This is a genomic window from Streptomyces sp. CA-111067, from assembly GCF_050956065.1.
Taxonomy (GTDB): domain Bacteria; phylum Actinomycetota; class Actinomycetes; order Streptomycetales; family Streptomycetaceae; genus Actinacidiphila.
In genome coordinates, this window is record NZ_CP192103.1 from 312951 (window position 1) to 334584 (window position 21634).

Here is a 21634-nt window from a genome sequence, read left to right on the forward strand (position 1 = left end):
GCGGGTCGCGATCACCTGCCTCCGTGACCACCCCCGTGGCCGTCGCCGCCGCTGCTGCCGCCGGTCAGGAGTGCCTGGGGGAGGTAGAGCGGCATGGAGTCCTCCCACTGGCTGTCGGTGAGCATCTTCTTGCCGGTGCCGTCCGCGTTCATGCTGAAGATCTGGCCGTAGGGCTGGAAGGTGTCGTCGTACAGCGCCGCCTCCTCGCGGAAGCCGTACATGCCGCTGTTGTAGAGGATGGACCCGTCGTGGTTCCAGACCGCGTGACCGTCGTTCGCACCGCTGCTGGTCAGGATCCGCAGGCCGGATCCGTCGGGCTTGATGGTGCAGATGTCGAAGTTGGTCGGGCTGGTCTTGCGGGTGAAGAGGATCAGGCTGCCGTCAGGAGACCAGTCGGGCAGGTTGTCGGACTCGGTGGTGAGCACGTTCGTCGACCCGGTGGTGAGGTCGAGGATCCGCAGGCCGTTCTGCTGTCCCCACACCCGGTAGACGATCCGGTTGCCGTCGGCCGAGTAGCTCGGGAAGCCGGAGTTGGTGGAGTTGTCAGTGAGGGCTTCGTACGCCGAGCCGTCGCTGCGTACCCGCATCACCGCGGCGGTCATCACGGCGCGTTCCTGGAACCAGCCGCCCAGGCCGAAGGCGATCCACTCGCCGTCGGGCGACCATGCGGGCCGGAAGGCGCCGGCCAGGCCCTGGGCGACCAGGGTCTGGTCCAGGGAGGTGTTGGCGGTGTCGAAGACGAGCTGCTGGCCGGAGCCGTCCGGGTTCATGGTGACGATCGAGGATTTGGCGGGCCCGAGCTGCTTCTGGGTGATCACGAGCCGGCCCTGCAGCGACAGGGCGGGGAAGACGTCGCAGAAGCGGTAGTCCCAGTCCGCGTCCCAGCTGTAGAGGGTCTTGTCGAGGGCGCGGACCGTGTCGCCCTGCTTCTCGTAGACCACCGACTTCCCGTCCGCCAGCCAGTGCGGCGAGCGCAGCGGGCGCTTGACGGACGGGTGGGTGCCCGACACGTACGCCAGGCCCTCGTCGGCGCCGCCCTTGACCAGGTAGCCGATCTCGGTGGCGCTCAGGTACTGCGGCGAGACCTTGAGGTTCGGACCCGAGGTGTGCTCGACGCGGTCGGTGCCGGTGGCGACGTCGACCGAGACGATCTGGGACTCGACGACCCCGATGTCCTCGGGCCGGTGGGCGCCCCAGGTCCCCTCGGTGGTGATCTCGTAGTAGACGATCCGGCTGCCGTCCGGCGACCACTTCGGCGAGCCCAGGCAGTATCCCGGCTTGGTCGCGACCTGGCGGAAGCCGGTGCCGTCGGCCTTGATGACGTAGACGCTCAGCTCCTGGGTGTGCTCCCAGCCGAAGCCGTTGTCGTGCCCGCGCCAGGCGGTGTTGCGGTCGCTGGAGAAGGCCAGCCACTTGCCGTCGGGCGACCAGGAGGGGTGGAAGTGGCCGTCGGGGCTCGCGGGGTCGCCGGCCAGGGCCGCGGTGCCGGTGAGGTTGGTCAGGCTCCGCGACTTCATGTCGAGCAGCCATATCTGGGTGAGGTGGTCCGCGGAGCGGGTGGACACGAACGCCAGTTTGCTGCCGTCAGGGGACAGCACGCCGCAGTCGTCCACCGAAGCCCCGGTGACCAGCGGCTGGATGCCGACGGCCTGGCCCGACCCGTTGAGGCTGCCCCAGTAGACGGCGGAGTTGCCGTCGCCCGCGCGTTCGGTGGTGAAGAACACCGACTTGCCGTCGGCGGAGACGGTGCAGTGCCGGTCGAACGCCGCGTCCTGAGGCTGCATCAGCAGCCGCTCGTCGGAGCCGTCGAGGTTGGAGATGTACAGCGTCGACGTCGAGGGCGCGATCCTGTTCATCAGCATCACGCCCTTCTTGCCGCTTTGCGCGGCCGCCACCGCGAACGGGTGGGGCAGCAGCGCGGCGCCGGCGGTGGCGGCACCGGCCACCAGAAAAGCCCGACGCCCTATCCCTTTGTTTGCAGAACCCATCTCTGTCCCAGCTTCCATCGAATTGGACGGTTGATTTTCACCCTCGGGGGGCGCGCAACCATATGGGGGGAGCCACTGACTTCGACCCGAAGGTTGGAACGATCTGAACCGCTGGCATACACAGCTTCCGCCTGCGAGGTTTCTCCATTCATGTGCGGCGCTTCCGGCCGTTCAAGCGGCGCGTGTTTCCCGGGAGCGCTGCGTCAGAAGCGGCAGAAAGTGATGGAGTCCGGGTTCGGCACGGATACCGCGTTGCCGGTGTCGGCCAGCGCCCCGGAGCCGCGGTCGACGCCGAAGACGTTGACCGTTCCGCTCGCCTCGTTGGCGACAAGTAGCCACCGCCCACTCGGGTGGACCGTGAAGCTCCAGGGCGTCACCCCTCCGCACGGAATCCGCTGGATCTCGGTGAGCAGGTGAGTCCAAGGGTTGACAGCGAAGACGACCAGAGAGTTCTCGCCCCGGTTCCCGGCGTAGACGAAACGGCCGTCGGCGCTGATCGCCAGGTCGGACGCGCTTCTGGCGCCGGTGAAGTCGGGGGTGTCGGTGGAGAGGGTCTGCAGGTGCGTCAGCTCGCCCCTCCTCGGCGACCATCCGAGGGTCTGGATGTCGGCGGTCAGCTCGTTGAGCAGGTAGACGGTGCGGCCGCCGGGGTGGAAGGCGAGCCGGCGGGGGCCGGAACCGGGCGCCGTGGCAAAGGAGTACGGGCCGTCCGGGCCGCCGGCGGACAGGGCGCGGGTCCTGCGGTCGAAGCGGTACACGAAGACGCGGTCCGCGCCGAGGTCCGCGACCAGCGCGAACCGGCCGCCCGGGGCGATCTCCGCGTAGTGCGGGTGCGGTGCGGCCTGCCGCGGGCTGGGGCCGGTGCCGGTGTCCTGGGCGAGGGAGGCCGGCGGGCCCAGCTCGCCGGCCTTCGAGATGGGCACGGCCGCGGTGAAGCCGTCCTCGAAGTTCGTGGCGAGGAGCGTGGCGGAGGGACGGTCGATGCCGATGTACGAGATACCGCCGCCGCCCGTGCCGGTGCCGCCGGTGGCCAGGTCGGCGGTCTTCGTCAGGGCGCCGGTCGCCGGGTCGATCCTGAAGGTGCGTACGACGCCGCCGACCTCCATGGTGGCCACGTACAGGATCGGCAGCGACGGGTGCTTGACCGCCCAGTCCGCGCCGGCGTCGCCCACCGGCCCGATCGGCGTCAGGCCGCCGCCGGCGGGATCGAACCAGGCACCGTAGACCTGCGTGCCCTTCCAGGTGTTGAAGTAGACGAGGTCCGAGGTCGGCCGCCTCGGCGGCGTGCGCTGCGGCGTGGTGCTCTGCGACGGGGCCGCCGCCGCGGTGGACGCGAGGCCGAGCAGCGGCACTGCGGCGGCGGTCGCCGCCACCGAGCCGAGCACGAGCCTGCGGGACGGATGGCGGGGGGATCCGGAATCAGGCATGGCGGAGTGCTCCTTTGCACTCGGATCTGCATGGGAGGGGGATGTTCGGTGGCCTCGGCGCGGGAGGTCTACCTGCGGGGGCCGGCCGCGCGCCGCGGGGCCAGGCCGAGCTTCTTGAGCGCGTACTTGTCGAGCTGGGTCAGTACGGCGTTGAGGATCAGCGTCATGGCCATCAGGATGATCAGGCCGGCGAACTCCGTGGCGGCGTCGAGGTTCGTCGCGGCGGTGAACAGCTCGTGCCCGACGCCCTGCGAGGAGGCGATGAACTCGCCGCCGATGACGCCGAGGATGGCCAGCGGGCCGCCGGTCTTGAGCGCGGCGAAGAACGGCGCGGCCAGCGTGGGGATCGTCACGTAGCTGAGCACGTGGTGCCTGCGCCCGCCCATGACCTCGATGATCTCCACGAGTTCGCGTTCCCGCAGCCGCAGCCCCAGGTAGATGTTGTAGAAGACGACGAAGGCCACGCCGGTGGCGGCGATGTAGATCTTCGACCAGGAGCCGATCCCGAAGAACAGCACGAACAGCGGCGCCAGTGCGATCTTGGGGATGCCGTTGACGGCCGCGACCAGCGGCTCCATCACCCGTCCCGCCAGCGGGAACGAGCCGAGCAGCAGGCCCATCACCACACCGATCGCCACCCCGATGACGAAGCCGGTGCCGATCTCCACCGAGGTCACCTTGATGTCGGTCCAGCCGGTGGAGGACCCGAGCAGCTTGTGCAGCGCCGTCCACACCTCGGTCGGCTTGCTGACCGCGTACTTCGGGACGACCGGTCCGCTCATCACCTGCCAGAGCACCAGGGCCAGCGCGATCACCCCCAGCCGCAGCGCCACCACCGTGAGGCCGCCCCGCCACCGGTTGCTCTTCCGCTCGGCCACGACGGCTGGTTCGGTCTTTCGCACCGGCCTGCCGGTAGCAGTCGCCATTGTCTGCTCCTCTCAGTTCTCGTCAGCTGCGTATCGTCGGGCGGTGTCACCGCAGGTAGTCGTTGGTCCAGTTCTTCGTGGAGATCTTCGTTCCCTCGGGCAGCGCCCCGAGTTGGTTGAGGAACGCCATGGTGGTGTTCCACCCCGCTTCGTTCATCTCGTCGTCCACCGGCCAGTCGACCTGTTCGAGGCTGGTCTGCAGGACCGGGTCGGGGATGCCGGGCATCGCGGACTTCGCGACGTTCAGCACGGTCTTGTCCTGCAGATTTGCCTTGAGGTAGCCGGTGGCCTGCTCGACGGCCGCGGAGAACTTCTTGGCGATGTCGGCGTGCTGCTTGGCGTAGCTGGTACGGGCCACCACGACCTGTCCGTAGCCGGCCTCGGTGGAGGACCACTGCGGGACCTTGATCGGGTCGGCGACCACGACGCCGTCTCCGCTGTACTGGATGTTCAGCGGGATCGGCTCCGAGGTGACGAACCAGTCGATCTGGTTGCTCTTCAGCGACGCCTTGTCCGCGGCCGGGCTCGGCAGCGACACCCACTTCACCTTGCCGGGGTCGACGTTGTACGTCTTGAGGAAGATCCCCGCCTCGGCCTGGGTGTTGGTGGAGCTGGCACCGCCGGTCGAGCCGGCGAGGGCGGCGGCGACCTGGTCGGCGGGGGTCTTGGCGGTCAGCCCGTGCGCCTTGGCGAACTTGTTGCTGACGACGAGGCCGAGGGGGTTGCCCCCGCCGTTGGTGGCTATCGCGGTCAGCGGGATGCCCTTGCTGACGGCGGCGACGAAGCCGGTGGGACTGGAGTTCAGGAACTGCACGGAGCCGGACTGGAGGGCCGAAGGGCCGGTCGCGGCGGTCAGGGTCACGTACTTGACCTTGATCCCGCGCTTCTTGAAGTAGCCGTTGGCGTCGGCCAGCCGGATGGACATGTCGAAGATGTTGCCGCTGATCCCCACGGTCACCGTGGTCGTGCCGTCCGCGCTCTTGCCGGAGCCGCTGTCGCTGCCGCAGCCGGCCAGCAGCATCGCCCCGAGGGCCGCCGTGGCGGTCAGCGCGAGCCCTTTGGTGCCACGACGGACCGCCTGTCTGCCCGCGGCGTTGCCGGCAGTACAGATCTCCGCGGTGTGATTTCTCATGAGATTTCCTGTCACCATGCTTGTTGGGTCTGGAAGAAGGACTTCCAGAAGCTGAATCTGGCGGGGTCGGCCAACGGGATCGGCCCGAATTGAGCGCCGACCTCCATGACGGTCGGCGAGTGCGCCGAATACGCCGGCCAGTACGGCAGACCCGGGCCGTTGGGGTCGCCGGTGGCGATGAAATTCGCCCAGTATGCCGACATCCGCTGAGCGATCTCGCGGTCCTCGGCGGTCCAGGAGGCGCGGCCCGGTTCCATGTTGTCGAGGACGAACTCGATCTCGGAGCCGTGTGAGGCACTCCGCGTACGCTTCCCCGGGACAGGGGCGGCGTAGGTCCAGTAGTAGGTGTAGACCGGCCGGGTGGTGTGCTCGGTCCATCGGGTGCCCCACAGATAGGTGGAGATGCGGGCGTTGTCGCGCACCGCCGCATTGCTGGCGCGGGCCGCTTCGTCGTCCGAGGCCGCCGGGTACAGGTGCAGGAACTCCTCGGCCCGCACGCCGAACTTCTCCTTGGCCGCGGCAACGTAGTCCGCCAGCGTCACATGGATCGGAGGGCCGCCCGGCTGCCGGTCGAGCGCACCGGCCGCCCGGTGCTCGGCGAACGCGGACTCCGGGACCGCCCCGCTCTCGTCGAGGTTGTTCCCGGCGATGTAGCAGACGTCGTTCTGCGCGCCCTTGCCGTAGGTGTCCTCGTATCCGGCGGGGATCACCCAACCGTCGACGACCGGGCGGAACAGCGGTGGCCTGGCCTTGCTCCGGGTGTCGACACCACCGTCGAACGCCGGATGCCCGTCGACCAGCTTCTGCCAGGGGAACGATCGCAGTTCGGCGAGCGACCGCGCACCGTGGGCCCGTGTGTACCGCTCCCCCGCGCTCTCCGCGTCGGCCAGGGTCCGGTAGGAGGTGCTCAGGTACCGGAGTTCGGGGTCGCGGGAGTACCGCGCGTGGCTCTGCGCGATGGCCCGCTGGAAGAGTCCGGTGGCCAGCGGCGACATGGCCAGGAAGTTCACCGAGCCCGCGCCGGCCGACTGACCGGCGATGGTCACCCGCCCCGGGTCCCCACCGAATGCGGCGATGTTGTCCCGCACCCACCGCAGGACGGCGATGCTGTCCAGCAGCCCGTAGTTCCCCGAGGCGGCCTGCCCGGACTCCTCGCTCAGTTCCCGCGTGGCCAGGAAGCCGAAGGCGCCCAGCCGGTAGTTGAAGGTCACCACGACCACGCCGCGGCAGGCGAGGCCCTCTCCGTCGAAGCGGGGATGGGCGCCGGTGCCCGCGCGGAAGCCGCCGCCGTAGATCCACACCAGCACCGGACGCGGGGCCGAGGAGGTGGCGGCCCCGGTCCAGACGTTGAGGTAGAGGCAGTCCTCGCTCATCGCCAGGCCGATGCCCGATGTCACCGCGTCGCGTGGCGACTGAGGGCACATCGCGCTGAAGCTGCCGGCTCGGCGGATTCCGGTCCACGGAATCGGCGGCTGGGGGGGACGCCAGCGCAGTTCACCGACCGGGGGCGCGGCATAGGGGATTCCCCGGAAGACCGCCACCGAGCGGTCCCGCCCCGATATCCCCTGCACGAGGCCAGAAGTGGTCTCCACCGGATCAAGCACGATTGTCACCTCCCAGTCGTTGTGAAAGTTCGGTCGCCGGGCGCACGCCCGGGTGTCTACTCAAGGACCAGCGCATGCCGCGCCGCGGCGACGTGGTGCCGCATCGCCGCGACAGCCGCGTCCGGGTTACGGGTGACGATGGCCAGCAGGATCGCCTGGTGCTCCTCGTACGACCCGGCCCGCGGGTGGTGTACGGCGACATTGCGGTACTGCCGCATGACAAGCGGATACAACAAGGTTTCGTACGCCCGGGCGAGTGTCACCTGGTGAGCGGCTTCTTTCACCTGCTGGTGGAATCTTCGGTTCCCTTGGGAATAGGCCGCCTGGTCACCGCGCGACTGGGCATCCGCCATCTCGTCAAGCGTGGCGCGCAATGCGCGGATCTCGTCTTCCGTCGCCCGCTCGGCGGCCTTGCCCGCAAGTGCGGACTCCAGCGTTTCGCGCGCCTCGAGAATGTCCGCCGCTTCCTCGGGGGAGAAGTCCCTGGTCCGCACTCCGCGATTGACCTCGCTGGAGACGTATCCCTCCTGCGTCAGCCGGACCAGGACCGCGCGCATCGTGCTTCGCGAGACGTTGAACATCCTGGTCAGATCCGCCTCGGTCAGCCGGGTGTTCGGCTCCATGCTTCCTGACAGCAGCAGCGAACGCAGTTCCTCGTACGCCTGACTCGACCGGGTGGCGGAAGTCCTGGTCTCGCTGGTTACGCCGCCGTTGTTGCTCTGGTCCACCGTGATCGCCTACGCATCCTAGAAGGGGAACGCCACCTGTAGTTGCTTCTGCACCGCTGCGGAAGGTCCTGTGGCAGTTGCTCAGTCCCGTGCCGCGCCGAGGCCCGGGTAAAGGCGTCGGGCCGTGCCGGCGAAGATATCCTCCCGTGCCTCCTCGGAGAGAACGTCGAGGACCTCCTTTGCGAGTCCCACGAGTTCCGGCAGCGATTGCTCGGCAGCCGGGCAGTTGGAGCCCCAGGCGATACGGTCGGCACCGAACGCCTCGACCACCGGCTGGAGGAAGTCGACCGCCTCCTTTCCGGCATCGTGGAGCCGTTCGAGATTGCGGTGGGTGAGCTTCAGATGCAGACCCGCATTCTTCGCGAGTTCCGCCACCTCCGCGCCCGCGGCGCCGGGAGAGGTCGCGATGTCGGGGTATCCCAGGTGGTCAAGGAGCACCCGCACTCCGGGGAATCGTTCCAGGACCGAGATCAGGTGCCTGGTGGCGGGCCCCAGTCGCATCTGGAGGCAGACGGTGACACCCGCCTCCTCGGCGGTCCGCCAGAAGTCGTACGTCTCGGGCGCGGCGAACCACTCGCCCTGGGCGGGCACGGTGCTGCCGCTGGTGAACAGCCGGACGCCTGCGAGACCCCCCTCGCCGACCAGGTCGAGCAGCCGCGCTCCGGCGCCCGGCCGCAGCGGATCGAAAGTGCCCACCGCGACGAACCTCTCCGGCCGGCGCTTGCGGCTCGTCAGGACGTAGGAGTTGTCGTATCCGTAGGCGGTGGTGGCCTGCACCAGCACGGCCTGCCGGATGCCGGCCTCCTCCATCCGGGAGACCATGCCCTCCGCGGTGACGGGCCGGGACACCGCCCACTGCGACTGGTTCCCCCCGATGGGCGCTCGCGGGTAGACGGCCAGGTCCTCCGAGATGATGTGGCAGTGCGTGTCGACGATGTCCACGGTTTCCGCTGCTCCTTCGCGCTGGGCGTGTGTTGGCATGTGGTGTGCGGTACGGGCGTCCGAGGCCGCCGTCCCTAGGCGTCCGGATAGTCGCCCTCGGCGAACAGCCGGTGTACGTCCTCGGCAAAGTCCGCGCTGAGCAGACCCTGTTCGCGCGAGTACCGCACGATCGCCTCCAGGCTTGCCTGGTTGGCGCCGATGCCGTACGGAATGGGATCGCTGCCGAGCCGGCGCGCCTGCCGGGCGAACCGCGGCACTTCCGTCCACTCCGGATCAGCGGTGACCTGCCGCCGCTTGCTGTCCGCCAGCGCCGCGTAGAGCGCGGTCGGCAGACCGGGATCGCGATCCACCAGCTCGGAGCGGATCGCGATCACCGAGTGCAGCGGATAGATGCCGGTGCGCAGAAAGTAGTCGGCGCTGAGCACGTCGGAGTCCGGGAACAGCGGGTACGGGCCGCTGTCGGCCTCGTCACCGCCCTCACCGGCTGACGGCGGTTCAGCAGCGGCCGTCCAGCCGGCCTTGGGTGCGCCTGCCCGCCCGGTGCCCGCGTTGCCGGTGAACGCCGCGTCGACCTCTCCGGCGCCCAGCAGGGCACCGAGGGAGCGTCCGTCGGTGACCCGCTCGACATTTGCCGGTGTGTGCCCCTCGATGTGGTCGTCGTCGTCCACCACCCAGGTGATCTTGTCCAGGTCGACGCCGTATTCCTCCTGGAGCACCCCCCTCACCCATACGGCGGTGCTCACGGTGTAGGCGCGGACCCCGATCCGGCGTCCCTCCAGATCCGAGGGCGTTCGGATTCCCGAGTCCGTGGCGCACTGGACGTCGCCGTGGTGGAAGCGCCGGTTGAGGAAGACCGGTATCGCGGTCAGCGGGATGCCTTCCTGGAGTGCCATCAGGTAGGACACCGGTGCCAGCTCGCACACGTCGAACTCCAGGTCCCGGATCATCCGCCGGTAGGCGCCGATGATCGGTCTGACCCGCACCTCCTCGACCGCGTACCCGTCCACCGCCGCCCTGCCGTCGAGCAGTGCCTGCCCGTGGGGGTACTCCCCGAGTGCCACCGTGAGCTTGTCCATGCGCTTCTTCGTCCTGTCTTCCGATCGAGTGCTTGCCGATGCCGAGCCGGCCGGACCGGCGGTCCCGGTCCTCTGGTGGGCCGTCACCGCGCCTCAGCCGCCGAGCCGCGAGGGCCGCACGCCGAGGGCCTCGCTGGACTGCGCGAGCAGTTCGTCGAAAGCGACCGGGCGCGGCAGCACTTCCTGTTCGAGCGCGTAGGCGGCGGCCAGCGATATCGGGGCGCGCAGTGCCTCGAAACCCACCGGCTCCGAACCTCCGGGATCCTGAGCGGCCACGTCGCGCATCGCGTCGTACATGGCGCAGATCGCTGCTGAGTGCTTCCGGGCGGCGGCGGCGCTCACACCGATGACATGGTTGATCGGGGTGAATCCCTTGCGCGCCGACCACTCGGCCGCGACGCCGAGGGCGTCGGGAATGGCGGTGCGGATGCGGTCGTCGGAGGGCAGTCCGTTGCCCATGACCCCGTAGTCGAGGCGGCCGTCGAGGAAGTCCGCCTGGAGGCCGGCGCCGGCCGGCGCCCGGGTGACCCACGTCGGGTCCTGGTACGCGTCGACGTGGCCGGCCTCGTACACTCTCCAGTCCACCTTGCGCAGGTCCACACCGAACTGCTCGGTGAGGAAGCCCCGCAGCCACACCCCGGTGGTCTGGCTCCAGGACCGGACGCCGACGCTCCTGCCCTCCAGGCTCTCCACCGGCAGGCCACTCAGGCTCACCAGCGTCTGGTGCTGGGCACGCACCAGCGTGGTGACGGGGAGCAGCACGACCGGACGGCTGTAGGCCACCGCCTGGAGCAGCGTCACCACCGCGACCTCGCACACATCGACGGCAGCGTCGTTCACGAAGCCACGCGATGCCTTGTGCACCGGCCGCACGTCGAGTCTCTCCACCTCGGTCCCTGATACCCGGGCGGCCTCGGTGGCTGCTGCCGCGAGGTCATCGCGACCCACGACCAACTTCATCTCCGACTCCTTCTGCTTCATGCTGTGTGTGCCGGGTCGCCGTGCCCGTGCCGGTGGTGCCGCTCGTGGTGCCGGCGCAGCAGGTCGGCGCCGTAGTCGTTGCCGTTCGGGGTACGGACCACGGTGTGGATGTGGCGGCGGGTCGGCACGTCGTTTGCGTACATGACACCCGCCATGTGCTCGAACTCCACGAGGATCACCGGGCTGTGCAAGCGGTAGTAGAAGACCCCGTCCGGGCCTCCCTCGCCGGCCCAGCCGAAGTAGGTGTCCGACGCGTGCGCCTCGACCTCTTGCTGCCGGACCCGGGCGTGCCCGTCGCCGGCCCGGTCGACGTACAGGCCGAGCAGTTCGAGTGCGGTCGTGCGCTGCGACGGCGTCAGCTCACCGAGCGGCAGGCCCTGGTAGTTCAGCTCGAAGTTGTCCCGGAAGGCGCCGGCGAACAGTTCAGGCGGCATCGTCTCCGCGAGGGTCGCCTTTTCGCGCTGGGACCCGGTCAGGCTCGAGTACAGCTCCTGGCCCACGGCTTCCTCGCGCCGGAATGCCGTCGTGCCGGCGTACTTCCCCGCCTCGGCCACCACCGGCTCCGCGCCGAGGAATGTCGGGGTGAGGACCATCTGGTCGCCGACGAACGCGCAGTTGACGTTGACATGATGGCCGTCGAGCTGCCAGCCCCACGGCTGGTCGGCGCTCTCGGGTCGGCCGTAGACGCTGAACCAGTACAGCCACTCGTTGAGCAGATGCTCCTCGCCGCGCAGTTCGCCGATCGTCAGGTTCAGCCGCATCAGGTCGACGACCTGCGCGAAACCGGCGTCGCTGAGACTGGCCCGGATGACCTCCATGGCCAGTTGCCGCTTGCGGCCGTCGAGTTCCTCCAGGAGCAGCCCGTGCCGCAGGAAGTACCGGGCGCCGTTCGCCCAGTGCCGCCGTGTCACGTCGTCCATCGGCATCCGGCCCTCGGCCAGTTCGGGAGCGGTCAGTGCGCCCAGGTACTCCGCGGCCGCTCCGCGCACCCCGGTGACGTCGACGCCGGTGCCGCGCAGCGGGAACAGCCCCGGTTGCACGCCGTCCGAGGTCGCGACGCCGCGGAACGGCTCGTCCGCCGCGCGCCTGCGCCACTCGACCTTCTCCAACAGATCCGGTGTCCACACAGCCGGCCGCCGCGTCGGGGCCTCCCCGCGGATTCGCAGCTCACTCATGTGCACGACCTCCCGTCGGTCCGTTGAGTCGCGAGGTGTGCTCCACGATCCGGGCGACGTCGACGCGGGACCGTACGACCTGCTGCTGGTGCGCATAACGGGCGCCGGTCTCCAGGGACTTGACCAACTCCTGGGTCCAACCCGCCGAGACCACCCGGCCGGCCGGTGAGTCGTCGCGTTCCGCCGCGGTGGCCGCGATCGACTCCTTGAGTGCCTGGTAGAGCGCGACCACCGCCTCCGGTTCGGACTCCAACACCTCGTCGCGCACCACGACCATGTGGTTCACCGGGATCGTGCCGTGCCGCTCGATCCATTCCTGCCCGGCGGCCTTCGCGTCCTCGATGACCGGGACCAGCTCCACGTCCTGGGCGCCGATCGCGCGGGGGCCGAGGACGGCCGCCTCCACCGAGCCGTCGCGCAGCAGGTCGGCGACCTTCGCCGCCGGTGACCTCCGCACGTTGGCCGGGTTCCGGTACTCGGGGACGTGCGGGTCCTCGGTGGTGACCCAGGTGACGTCCGAGGGCTCGACGCCGTAGTCCTCGCGGAGGATGCCGCGCACCCACAGTCCCGTGGTCTGACCGTAGGAGCGCACGCCGACCCGCTTGCCGGCCAACTGCCGCGGGGAGAGCTTCGGGCTGCCGGACACGCGGGTGAGCGACTGGTGGTGGGTGCTGCCGATCATGGCTACCGGAAGCAGGGTGATCGGGACCCCGGCCTCCCTGGCCTGGAAGTACGTCGCCAGTGCCATCTCGCAGACGTCGAACTCCAGGTTCCTGACCATCCGCGTGAAGGCGGTGTACAGCGGGGACGCCTGCGCGAAGCGGCAGTCCACCCCCTGCACCGGGATGGCGCCGTCCTTGATCGGACGTGTGTGGGGGTAGTCCCCCAGTGCGATCGAGAGCGTCGTCCGGTTGCGCGGATCGCGTTCCGCCACCGCTGCCGGCGCCATCAGACGTCCTCGCCGTACTGCAGGCGGCGGTAGGGCACGCTCAGCACGTTCCGGGTGATCCGGACGTCGATGATGTACGGCCGGGGGCTGCGCACGTAGTCGGACAGGGCGGCGGTGAGTTCGGCCGTGGTGCGCACGGTCGCGCCGCCGCCGCCGAGGGCCACCGCGACCGCGCCCAGCTCGGGCGTCGGAATCACCGCGAGTTCCGGGTCCAGGCCCTTGGCCTTCGCCTTGTGGTACTCCGCGCCCAGTCCCTCGTCGTTCATGACGACCACCAGCACCGGCAGCCCGTACCTGACGGCCGTCTCGAACTCCGAGAGGTGCATCAGGAAGCTGGCGTCGCCCTCCACCACGAAGGCGGGCTTCCCGCCGTCGGCGACGACCGAGCCGATGGTCAGCAGCGGGGCCTGGCCGATGGCGCCGAACATGCCGTAGTTCGACAGCACGTCGCGGGAGCGCTGGAAGAGCATGGTGCCGAAGTCGGTCTGGTGGCCGCTGCCCAGCACCAGCCCGATCTCGGGCGGGATCTCGGCGTCCAGGACGTGGATGACCTCGCGGGGGTCCAGGCGGCCTGGTTCCGCGTGGTATTCCGCCGGGGCCCGCAGCGGTGCCGCGAGCCGGCTGCGTACCTCGGGGGTGTGGAAGCCCTGGGCACCGGCCGGCCGCTTGTCCAGCACCCGGCTCAGCTCCGCGACAGCGGTGACGGCGTCGGCCTGGACGTAGACGTCCGCGGCCTTGCCGTGGCCCATGACCAGGTTCGGGGAGGTGTCGATCTGCACGTAGGAGGCATCGGGGAACAGCAGCCCGTGCTCGGTGGTGTAGTGGTTCAGGCTGGCGCCGACCGCGATCACGCAGTCGGCCTCCTGGAGCAGTTCCATCGCGACCTTGCTGCCGAACAGCCCGGAGATCCCCACGTGGTGCTCGTTGCCCTCGCACAGCCAGTTCTTCGCCTGGAGCGTGGTGGCCAGCAGGGCGCCGGTCTGCTCCTGGAGGCGCAGGATCTGCTCCCCCGCGCCCGCCAGCCGCGCGCCCCGTCCGGCGATGATCACCACCCGCTTGCTCGCCTGCACCAGCTCGGCCGCCCGCAGGATCGCGGCGGGGTCCGGCAGCAGCCGGGCGTGACCGATCAGGTCGGTGGAGGGGGTGTACGGGCCGGCGTCCTCGAAGTCCTTGACCTGGACGTCGAAGGGCGCGCTGAGCATCACCGGCCGCGACCGGGTCCTGGCGGTGTAGAAGGCCCGCTGGACGGCCTCCTCGGCGAGGTCGGGCCGGGACACGTGGACGAAGTCGCATTCGATCGCGGCGGCGAACCTGCGCTGGTCGAGGTACTGCACCGCCGTCTCGTCGCCCACCGGGGTCTCGCCGCAGAAGGCGACCAGCGGGGTGCCGGCCCGGCTCGCGCAGAGCATCGAGGTGGCGAGCTGCGACACGCCGGGGCCGCTGGTCGTGGTCACCACACCGGGGCGGCCGGCGGTGCGCGCCCACCCGTCGGCCATGCCGAGCCCGGAGCCCTCGTGCCGCACCTCGTACAGCCGGACCCCGCGCTGGTGCAGCGCGTTCATCCAGTGCATGTTGGCGTCGCCCATCATGCCGAAGACGTCGCTCGTGCCCTCGTGGACGAACGCCTCGGCGAGCGCTTCGTAGACCTTCACTTGCCGGTCCCCTTCGCATTCGTGGCGTGGGACTTCAGCACGCCTTCCAGTCGCCCGAACACCCGCAGCGCGTTGCCGCCGTAGACCGCTTCGCGGTCGGCGTCGGCCAGCGTGCCGACGGAGTCCAGGAGGTACTTCGTGTCGTCGAACCGGTGGCCGGTCTCCGGGTCCACGCCGCGGACGGCGCCGATCATCTCGGAGGCGAAGAGGATGTTGTCCGCGGGGACGACGTCCGTCAGCAGCTGCATACCGCGCTGGTGGTACACGCAGGTGTCGAAGAAGACGTTGCGCAGCACCGCCTCCTCCAGCGGAGGCCGGCCCCGGTCCTGCATGAAGCCGCGGTAGCGGCCCCAGTGGTAGGGGACGGCGCCGCCGCCGTGCGGAATGATCAACTTCAGCGTCGGGAAGTCGGTGAACAGGTCCGACTCGCACAGCTGCATGAACACCGCGGTGTCGCCGCCCAGGTAGTGCGCACACGTGCCCTGCACGGCCGGGTTCCGCGACATCGCCACGTGGACCATCGCCGGGACGTCGAGTTCCACCATCTTCTCGTAGAGCGGGTAGTAGACTCGGTCGGTCAGCGGCGGCGCCTGCCAGTAGCCGTCCGACGGGTCCGGGTTGAGCAGGCAGCCGACGAAGTCCAACTCCTCGACGCAGCGCTGGAGTTCGGCCGCGCTGCTCCGGATCGAGGACGCCAGCGCCTCGCCCGGGGACTGCGGGAGCTGGCACACCCCGACGAACCGGCCCGGGAAGAGCCCGCACACCCGGGCGATCAGGTCGTTGCTCACCTGGGACCAGTCCAGGCTGGTCCGCTCGTCGCCGAAGTGGTGGGCCATCTTCCCCGCGCCCGGCGAGAACAGCGCCACGTCGACGCCGCGCTCCACCTGGAGCTTGAGCTGGCCCTGCTCGATGGCGGCGCGGATCTCGTCGTCGCTGATGTGCAGTTCGTCGGGCGACACCCGGGCGCCCGATTCCTCGAACGCCTGGATCTGTCGTTCGCGCCACTTCCCGAGCGCGGCCGGGGCCGTGGTGAAGTGACCGTGACAGTCAATGAGCATGAAGATCTCCGAAGTTGGCATGGCCTGCGGTGGGAGGCCCGGTGCGGTGCCGGTAAGGGGGGCGGTGGTGACGGGTCCGCCGTCAGGCGTCGCCGGTCAGCATCCGGCCCAGCTGCAGGCCCGGGTAGGTGCGCACCGGCATGGTCATCAGGAAGCGGTAGCCGTCGTCCAGCACCTGCTTGACGTTGTCGGCCGTCACGTGCGGGTGGCCGACCGGGACTCCGCGGGCGGCGCAGATGTCCAGGATCCGGCGCTTGCACTCCAGCATCAGCGGGTGGTCGTACTCCCGGGGGATGCCGAGCTCCTGGCTCATGTCACCCTCACCGATGATGATCAGCCCGATACCCGGCACCTGGTCCAGGATGTCCGGCAGGTTCTCGATGGCGAGCTGGTCCTCGATCATGAGGGCCACCAGGATCTCGCCGTCCGGGTCGAGCGGCCAGACGTCGGCCTTCGCGTAGTACTCGGCGTTCGTGATCCCCCAGTAGCGGGCGGCGGCGGCCGGGCTGTCGCCGCGCAGGCCGGCCGGCTCGTAGCGGGGGCGGTCGGCCAGCCGGGGGTAGCGGCAGGCGGCGACGGCGTTGCGCGCCTCCTCCACGGTGGAGACGTGCGGCCACACGATGCCGTACGCGCCCAGGTCCAGTGCCTGTTTGGCGTGCCACTGCGCCTTTTCGCCGCCGTTGACCGGGATCCGCACCAGCGGCGTGAGGGCGGGCGCGACGCTGTCGGCCCCGAATATCTGCCGCCTGTTCAGGAGGTACTGCAGGGTGTCGCGGAGCGCGGGGGCGTCCCAGGGCTTGTGCTCGGTCTCGAAGACCAGGGCGTCGTAGGCGCTGGTGCCGAACTCCAGGGCGGCGCTCGGGTCCGCCGCCGCGAACGACGCGAAGACGTGCTGCCCTGCTTCGAGGGCACCGATCACCTTATTGAGCCTGGGTATGGGCACTGCCGACCTCCTCGGTCTGTGTCGTACGCGGGGACGGGACGTCCGGGGTGCCCGAGTCGGGGGCCGGCGGTGGCGGCTGCCTGCGGCGCAGGAGGCGGGCGAACCAGGCGCGCAGCCGGCCCAGCCGTCCGGTGCGGGGCGGTGCGGCGGCCGGGGCGTGCGCCGCGGCGGCGGCAGCAGCGGGTGAGTCGCCGGCGGGTACCGCGACCGGGACCGCCGCCTCCTCGCCGGGGGCGCCGACCAGGACCGCCGGCTCCGTGCAGCGCTTGACCAGCTTCGCCGAGAAGTCCTTCGTCATCCTGGAGGTCACCACGGTGGCGCCCGACTCGACCAGCGAGGCGAGCTTGCCGGAGAGGGTCACCTCGCCGTTCATGACCACCCGGGTGCCGCCGGCCGCCTCGTCCTCGACCACCCGGAAGGTGGCGTCACCACGGAAGCGGGTGGCACCCTGGCCGTCGCCGCCGGTGGCCGTCAGCCGGCCCTCGAACTCGGCCTCGTCCAGCTCCAGCCGGATCCGGGCGGCGAACCTGACGCGGATCGCACCGAACTTGACCACCAGGGCCCCGTCGAAGGAGCCGTCGTCGTGCTCGGCCCCCAGCTCGGCGCCGCTGATGCAGGACACCACGTCAGAGGGGTTCGAGATGACCTCCCAGACCCGTTCTGGCGGGCTGGGTACGGCGATCTCTTCCTTGATCGATATCACGGCATTTTCCTTATGCGGAGGCGTCGGACAGGTCGATCTCGGACTTGAACAGGCTCCACAGGTCGTTGTAGATCTCGGAGAACTCGCGCGACTCGACCAGCGAGCCGATGCTGCGCGGCCGTTCGAAGGGGACCTGCAGGACGCGGTGCACCGTCCCGGGCCCCTGGCTCATCACGATCACCTCGTCGGCGAGGTAGATCGCCTCGTTGAGGTCGTGGGTGACGAACACGAGCGTGCCCTGCTGCTCCTCCCAGAGGTTGAGCAGGTCCTGCTGGAGTTTGAGCCGGGTGATCGCGTCCAGCGGTCCGAACGGCTCGTCCATCAGGACGATCGCCGGGTCGTAGATCAGCGCCCGCGCGATGGCGACCCGCTTCTGCATGCCGCCGGAGAGCTCCCGCGGGTAGTGCTCCTCGAAGCCGGTGAGGCCGACCACCTTGACCCAGTGGGCGATGCGCTCCTCCCGCTCGTCCTTGGGCACCCGGCGGAACTTCAGCGCCAGGCCGATGTTGGCCCGCACGCTCAGCCAGGGCAGCAGGTTGGCCTGCTGGGTCACGTACGCGGCCTGGGAGTTGACCGCGGTGACCCGCTCACCGTTGAAGTAGACCTCGCCCGTGGTCGGGGCGAGCAGCCCGGCGGCCAGGTTGAGGATCGTGCTCTTGCCGCATCCGCTCGGTCCGATCACCGCGACGAGTTTGCGCCGCGCGACGCGGAACGAGATGTCCTGGATGGCCGGTTGGTGCGTACCCGGGAACTCCAGGGTCACGTTTTCGAAGCGGAGTGCCTCCGCATGGGAGTCGCGTGGGTTGGTCGACAACTCTGTCTCCTAGACCGGCTACGGGTGACGCGATCGGGCACTCGCGCGTCCGGCGTTCGAGTGGCCTTGTCAGTGGGGCTCGTTGACTGCGAGGGCGGCTGCGGTTGCGGCTCAGCTCGTCCCAGCTGGCGCTCGACTGGCGGGAATCGCTACCGAGCGATGGATTGTCCAACAACTTGCGAGTGACCGTAACACCGCCGAATCACCCCGGCAAGAAGTCTGCACGAAAAAAGCATAGTGACTATGAGTAGTCAACCGACAACGCTATTAGTTGTTGGACAACGCATCACGGAGGCATCACGGTCACCGGCCGGCCACCGGGCGGTCACCCAGCGAATACGACGACAAACCCGGCGAACACGGCGACCACGGCACCGCGGAGGGCGTCGAGAGCCGGAAGGCACCGGCACGTCGGCCCTCAACCCGTCATCCAAGAGGCTCCACCAACCCGCGTCCGGCCAGTTGTCCATCAATATTGCCACCAAGTTGCCCTGGTGCTACGTTCCTCACCACATCTCGACACATGTTGTCGAACAATCTGCGCGTAACCCGCCGAGAGCCATGGCCGCCCGGAGCGGCAGCGCCGTGGTCGCAGCGATGCCCATCGCCTCGCCACCACCCGCCCCGCGTCCTGTCGGCCCGTACGGCGAAGACGGCCCGCCACCCTCGTGCGCCTGCCGCCCCGGCGCACCCGCACCACCTCAGTGCATACGGAGAAGGGACACAGCACATGGCAAGACCCAGCAAGGCCGGCGCCCTCGGGCGTCCGGCCGGCCGCCGTGGCGTACTGCTGCCTTTGGTCCTGGCAGTGACCGCCTCCGCCTCGCTGGCCGCATGCGGCTCATCGGGTTCGTCCTCGGCGTCTTCCTCCGGCGGAACGTCCGCCACCAAGATCACCTTCGGTGACCTGAGCCCGACGACGACGCTGACGCCGTTCTACGCGGCCGTGTACGAAGGGTTCTTCAAGAAGGCCGGCCTGAACGTGTCGGTCGAGAAGTTCACCGGCGGCGGGTCCTCGTCCGTCGCGGCACTGGCCACCGGCGCCGTCGACATCGCGTCCGGGGGGCCGACCAACTTCATCTCCGACATCGCCAAGAAGGCCGTCACCGGCAAGATCTTCGCCGAGGTGGCCGGTGCGCAGTACGACGTCCTCGCGACCAAGGGGATCACGAGCGTGTCGCAGCTCAAGGGGAAGACGATCGGGGTGTCCGGCGGCAACTCGGCCGACGAGATCTACCTCATGGCGGTGCTGGCCAAGTACGGGATCAAGCCGGGCGACGTCACCTTCGTGACCTCGGGCACGCTCGCGCAGCGCTTCGGCGCCATCTCCAGCGGGACGATCAAGGCGACCGCCGAGCTCGACACCCAGCGCACGGTGGAGCAGCAGGTGGGCACCGTCGTACTCAAGGCCGAGGACAGCCCGGTGCAGGTCCCCAACGTGACGTTCTGGGGTTCCGACAAGTTCCGCACGTCGCACGCCGACGCCCTGAAGCGGATGATCTCGGTCCTCGTCTCGTCCGCCACCTGGGTCTCCCAGCCGGCCAACAAGGCGGCGGCGCTGGCCGACTGCGAGAAGGGCAGCGGAGCGACCGCGGCGAGCTGTGAGCAGACGATCGCGGTCAACACGAATCCCGCGCAGGCCGGCAAGTGGACCTGGTCGTCGACGTGGGCGGTGGACACCGCCGGCATCGCCAAAGCGATCGACGCGACGGCGCAGGTGATCCCCGAGGCCAAGGGCCTGACCCCCGCGGCCGTCGTGGACACCTCGATCACCGGGACACAGCCGTGAGCGCCGCGTCGCAGACCGGGTCCCGGAACGTCTCGGCCGGGCCGACGCCGACGCGGCAGGCGCGTCCCCGCCGCACGGGGAAGGAGACCTGGGCCGCCGTCCGCCCCTTCGTCCTGGGTTCGCTCTCCCTGGTGCTGCTGATCGCCCTGTGGCAGGTGGCCGTGAACGGCCACTGGGTGAAGCCGCTGTTCCTGCCCGGGCCGTCCAAGGTCGTCCACGCCCTCGGTTCGCTGTTCTCGCAGGGCGAGATCTGGTCGAACCTGCGCGTGTCGGGCGAAGAGTTCGCGCTCGGCCTGGGCATCTCCGTGGTGCTGGGCGCCGTGCTGGGCCTGCTGACCGGCTGGTACAAGGCGGTGGACGAGTTCCTGAAGCCGCTGGTCGTCGGCATCAACTCGATGCCCCAGGTCGCCGTGGTGCCGGTGCTCATCCTGATCTTCGGTATCGGCATGACGCCGAAGATCGTGGTCGTCGTGCTGAGCTGCACGACGGTGATCCTGATGAACACCGCGGCGGGCGTGGCGAACGTGGACTGGCAGCTGCGGCGCCTGGCCCGGAGTTTCGGAGCGTCCGACCCGCAGGTCATCAGGACCATCGTGCTGCCGTCGCTGGTGCCGTTCTTCATGACCGGCCTGCGCATCTCGATCGGGCGGGCGATGATCGGCGTCGTCGTCGGCGAGATCTTCGCGTCCAAGGCGGGCATCGGCAACGTCCTCATCTCGGCAAGCAACTCCTTCAACATGCCCGTCATGTACGCGACCGTCGCGATCATCACCTTCCTCGGCATCGCGCTGACCCAGGTCGCGGCGCTGCTGGAGCGGCGCATGCAGCGGTGGCGGCGGTGAGCGCCGCCGTGTCCCCTCACCCGTCCAGAGCGTTCCACCCGCCGATCCAGGGGGATCGATGTCCGCGAAGCAGATGAAGCAGCCCACGCAGCCACCAGCCGAACGGTCCGGAGTGAAGCTCCAGGTCGAAGGCGCGCGCGTCAGCTACCAGGCCAGGACCGGTACCGTCCTCGCGGTGGACGGGATCGACCTCGACGTGGCCGACGGCGAGTTCGTCGCGATCGTGGGTCCCAGCGGTTCGGGCAAGAGCACCTTCCTGATGGCGCTGGACGGGCTGGTCCCGCTCGCCGGCGGTCGGATCTCGGTGGGGGCCCGGCAGATCGACGGCCCCGGGCCCGACCGGGCCGTGGTGTTCCAGGACGCGAGCCTGCTGCCGTGGCGTTCGGTGGTCGACAACGTCGCCTACGGTCTCGAACTGGCCGGCCGGCCGAAGAAGGAGCGGTTGCGCACCGCCGCGGAGCTGCTGGTACTGACCGGGCTCAAGGGGTTCGAGGACTTCTACCCCGACCAGCTCTCCGGCGGCATGAAGCAGCGGGTCAACATCGCCCGCGCGCTGGCGGCGGACCCGGAGATCCTGCTGCTCGACGAGCCCTTCTCGGGACTCGACGCGCAGACCCGCGAGAGCATGCAGGCGGAGCTGCTGAAGATCTGGGACGCCCGTAAGAAGACCGCCGTCTTCGTGACCCACCAGATCGACGAGGCCGTCTACCTCGCCGACCGGGTCATCGCGTTCAGCGCCCGTCCGGCCACGGTCGTGGCGCAGTGGCGGATCCCCTTCGACCGGCCCCGCCCGCTGGAACTCAAGCACAGCCGTGAGCACCGTGACCTGGAGGAGGAGATCTGGGAGGTCGTGCGGGCCCAGAAAGCGCCGGACGAGGCTTCCGGCTCGTGACACAGCGCGCCAC

Annotated in this window: 19 protein-coding genes; 3 read left to right on the forward strand and 16 right to left on the reverse strand. The window is 69.6% G+C overall.

Going from position 1 to position 21634, the window contains the following annotated elements; translation table 11 throughout:
• Nucleotides 1-11: 11 nt before the first annotated feature.
• From ACQPW6_RS01310 to ACQPW6_RS01385, 16 genes are all read right to left on the reverse strand, one after another.
• Nucleotides 12-1946, reverse strand: coding sequence for a TolB family protein (locus tag ACQPW6_RS01310; RefSeq protein ID WP_433887625.1), 1935 nt, complete (start codon nt 1944-1946; stop codon nt 12-14).
• A 245-nt stretch (nt 1947-2191) separates the two neighbouring features.
• Complete coding sequence (locus ACQPW6_RS01315; RefSeq protein WP_433887626.1) at nt 2192-3415, reverse strand: lactonase family protein; 1224 nt, start codon at nt 3413-3415, stop codon at nt 2192-2194.
• A gap of 68 nt (nt 3416-3483) precedes the next feature.
• Nucleotides 3484-4341, reverse strand: coding sequence for an ABC transporter permease (locus tag ACQPW6_RS01320; protein ID WP_433887627.1), 858 nt, complete (start codon nt 4339-4341; stop codon nt 3484-3486).
• Nucleotides 4342-4387: 46 nt separating this feature from the next.
• Entirely contained in the window at nt 4388-5473 is a 1086-nt protein-coding gene (locus tag ACQPW6_RS01325) for an ABC transporter substrate-binding protein (RefSeq protein ID WP_433887628.1), read from the reverse strand.
• Between the two features lie 11 nt (nt 5474-5484).
• Entirely contained in the window at nt 5485-7086 is a 1602-nt protein-coding gene (locus ACQPW6_RS01330; protein WP_433887629.1) for a carboxylesterase/lipase family protein, read from the reverse strand.
• A gap of 47 nt (nt 7087-7133) precedes the next feature.
• A complete protein-coding gene (locus ACQPW6_RS01335) occupies nt 7134-7805 on the reverse strand; it encodes a GntR family transcriptional regulator (RefSeq protein WP_433887630.1) in 672 nt (223 codons plus the stop codon).
• 81 nt (nt 7806-7886) lie between these two features.
• Nucleotides 7887-8747, reverse strand: coding sequence for an amidohydrolase family protein (locus ACQPW6_RS01340; protein WP_433887631.1), 861 nt, complete (start codon nt 8745-8747; stop codon nt 7887-7889).
• 74 nt (nt 8748-8821) lie between these two features.
• On the reverse strand, nt 8822-9823 hold the full coding sequence (locus ACQPW6_RS01345; RefSeq protein ID WP_433887632.1) for an ABC transporter substrate-binding protein: 1002 nt from the start codon (nt 9821-9823) through the stop codon (nt 8822-8824).
• Between the two features lie 93 nt (nt 9824-9916).
• Nucleotides 9917-10783 (reverse strand): hypothetical protein, encoded by an 867-nt coding sequence (locus ACQPW6_RS01350; RefSeq protein ID WP_433887633.1) that lies wholly within the window; start codon nt 10781-10783, stop codon nt 9917-9919.
• A gap of 17 nt (nt 10784-10800) precedes the next feature.
• Nucleotides 10801-11979: a DUF3500 domain-containing protein gene (locus ACQPW6_RS01355; protein WP_433887634.1), complete on the reverse strand. Its 1179-nt coding sequence runs from the start codon at nt 11977-11979 to the stop codon at nt 10801-10803.
• Nucleotides 11972-12928: a hypothetical protein gene (locus ACQPW6_RS01360; protein WP_433887635.1), complete on the reverse strand. Its 957-nt coding sequence runs from the start codon at nt 12926-12928 to the stop codon at nt 11972-11974. The genes ACQPW6_RS01355 and ACQPW6_RS01360 overlap by 8 nt, the downstream gene beginning before the upstream one ends.
• The gene (locus ACQPW6_RS01365) at nt 12928-14580 is read right to left on the reverse strand and encodes a thiamine pyrophosphate-binding protein (protein ID WP_433887636.1); all 1653 of its coding nucleotides are present in this window, start codon (nt 14578-14580) and stop codon (nt 12928-12930) included. The genes ACQPW6_RS01360 and ACQPW6_RS01365 overlap by 1 nt, the downstream gene beginning before the upstream one ends.
• Complete coding sequence (locus ACQPW6_RS01370) at nt 14577-15638, reverse strand: amidohydrolase family protein (RefSeq protein ID WP_433887637.1); 1062 nt, start codon at nt 15636-15638, stop codon at nt 14577-14579. Before ACQPW6_RS01370 ends, ACQPW6_RS01365 begins: the two co-directional genes overlap by 4 nt.
• An 82-nt stretch (nt 15639-15720) precedes the next feature.
• Nucleotides 15721-16581 (reverse strand): HpcH/HpaI aldolase family protein, encoded by an 861-nt coding sequence (locus tag ACQPW6_RS01375; protein ID WP_433887638.1) that lies wholly within the window; start codon nt 16579-16581, stop codon nt 15721-15723.
• Nucleotides 16559-17284 (reverse strand): SRPBCC family protein, encoded by a 726-nt coding sequence (locus ACQPW6_RS01380; RefSeq protein ID WP_433887639.1) that lies wholly within the window; start codon nt 17282-17284, stop codon nt 16559-16561. The genes ACQPW6_RS01375 and ACQPW6_RS01380 overlap by 23 nt, the downstream gene beginning before the upstream one ends.
• 10 nt (nt 17285-17294) lie before the next feature.
• Nucleotides 17295-18098, reverse strand: a complete 804-nt coding sequence (locus ACQPW6_RS01385; protein ID WP_433887640.1) for an ABC transporter ATP-binding protein — start codon at nt 18096-18098, stop codon at nt 17295-17297.
• A 730-nt stretch (nt 18099-18828) separates the two neighbouring features.
• On the opposite strand from ACQPW6_RS01385, the gene ACQPW6_RS01390 reads away from it, so the two are divergent.
• Genes ACQPW6_RS01390 through ACQPW6_RS01400 form a run of 3 tightly spaced genes read left to right on the forward strand, consistent with a single transcriptional unit; the run spans nt 18829 to nt 21621 of the window.
• On the forward strand, nt 18829-19887 hold the full coding sequence (locus ACQPW6_RS01390; protein ID WP_433887641.1) for an ABC transporter substrate-binding protein: 1059 nt from the start codon (nt 18829-18831) through the stop codon (nt 19885-19887).
• Nucleotides 19884-20729, forward strand: coding sequence for an ABC transporter permease (locus ACQPW6_RS01395; protein WP_433887642.1), 846 nt, complete (start codon nt 19884-19886; stop codon nt 20727-20729). Before ACQPW6_RS01390 ends, ACQPW6_RS01395 begins: the two co-directional genes overlap by 4 nt.
• A gap of 58 nt (nt 20730-20787) precedes the next feature.
• Complete coding sequence (locus ACQPW6_RS01400; protein ID WP_433887643.1) at nt 20788-21621, forward strand: ABC transporter ATP-binding protein; 834 nt, start codon at nt 20788-20790, stop codon at nt 21619-21621.
• The last annotated feature ends 13 nt before the right edge of the window (nt 21622-21634 follow it).

What these genes read in the sequence shown, in the direction of transcription:
- ACQPW6_RS01390 (WP_433887641.1), top strand. Translation starts at nt 18,829, where the DNA reads ATGGCAAGACCCAGCAAGGCCGGCGCCCTCGGGCGTCCGGCCGGCCGC.
- ACQPW6_RS01320 (WP_433887627.1), bottom strand. Translation starts at nt 4,341, where the DNA reads ATGGCGACTGCTACCGGCAGGCCGGTGCGAAAGACCGAACCAGCCGTC.
- ACQPW6_RS01370 (WP_433887637.1), bottom strand. Translation starts at nt 15,638, where the DNA reads ATGCTCATTGACTGTCACGGTCACTTCACCACGGCCCCGGCCGCGCTC.
- ACQPW6_RS01400 (WP_433887643.1), top strand. Translation starts at nt 20,788, where the DNA reads ATGTCCGCGAAGCAGATGAAGCAGCCCACGCAGCCACCAGCCGAACGG.
- ACQPW6_RS01315 (WP_433887626.1), bottom strand. Translation starts at nt 3,415, where the DNA reads ATGCCTGATTCCGGATCCCCCCGCCATCCGTCCCGCAGGCTCGTGCTC.
- ACQPW6_RS01325 (WP_433887628.1), bottom strand. Translation starts at nt 5,473, where the DNA reads ATGAGAAATCACACCGCGGAGATCTGTACTGCCGGCAACGCCGCGGGC.
- ACQPW6_RS01350 (WP_433887633.1), bottom strand. Translation starts at nt 10,783, where the DNA reads ATGAAGTTGGTCGTGGGTCGCGATGACCTCGCGGCAGCAGCCACCGAG.
- ACQPW6_RS01345 (WP_433887632.1), bottom strand. Translation starts at nt 9,823, where the DNA reads ATGGACAAGCTCACGGTGGCACTCGGGGAGTACCCCCACGGGCAGGCA.
- ACQPW6_RS01360 (WP_433887635.1), bottom strand. Translation starts at nt 12,928, where the DNA reads ATGGCGCCGGCAGCGGTGGCGGAACGCGATCCGCGCAACCGGACGACG.
- ACQPW6_RS01355 (WP_433887634.1), bottom strand. Translation starts at nt 11,979, where the DNA reads ATGAGTGAGCTGCGAATCCGCGGGGAGGCCCCGACGCGGCGGCCGGCT.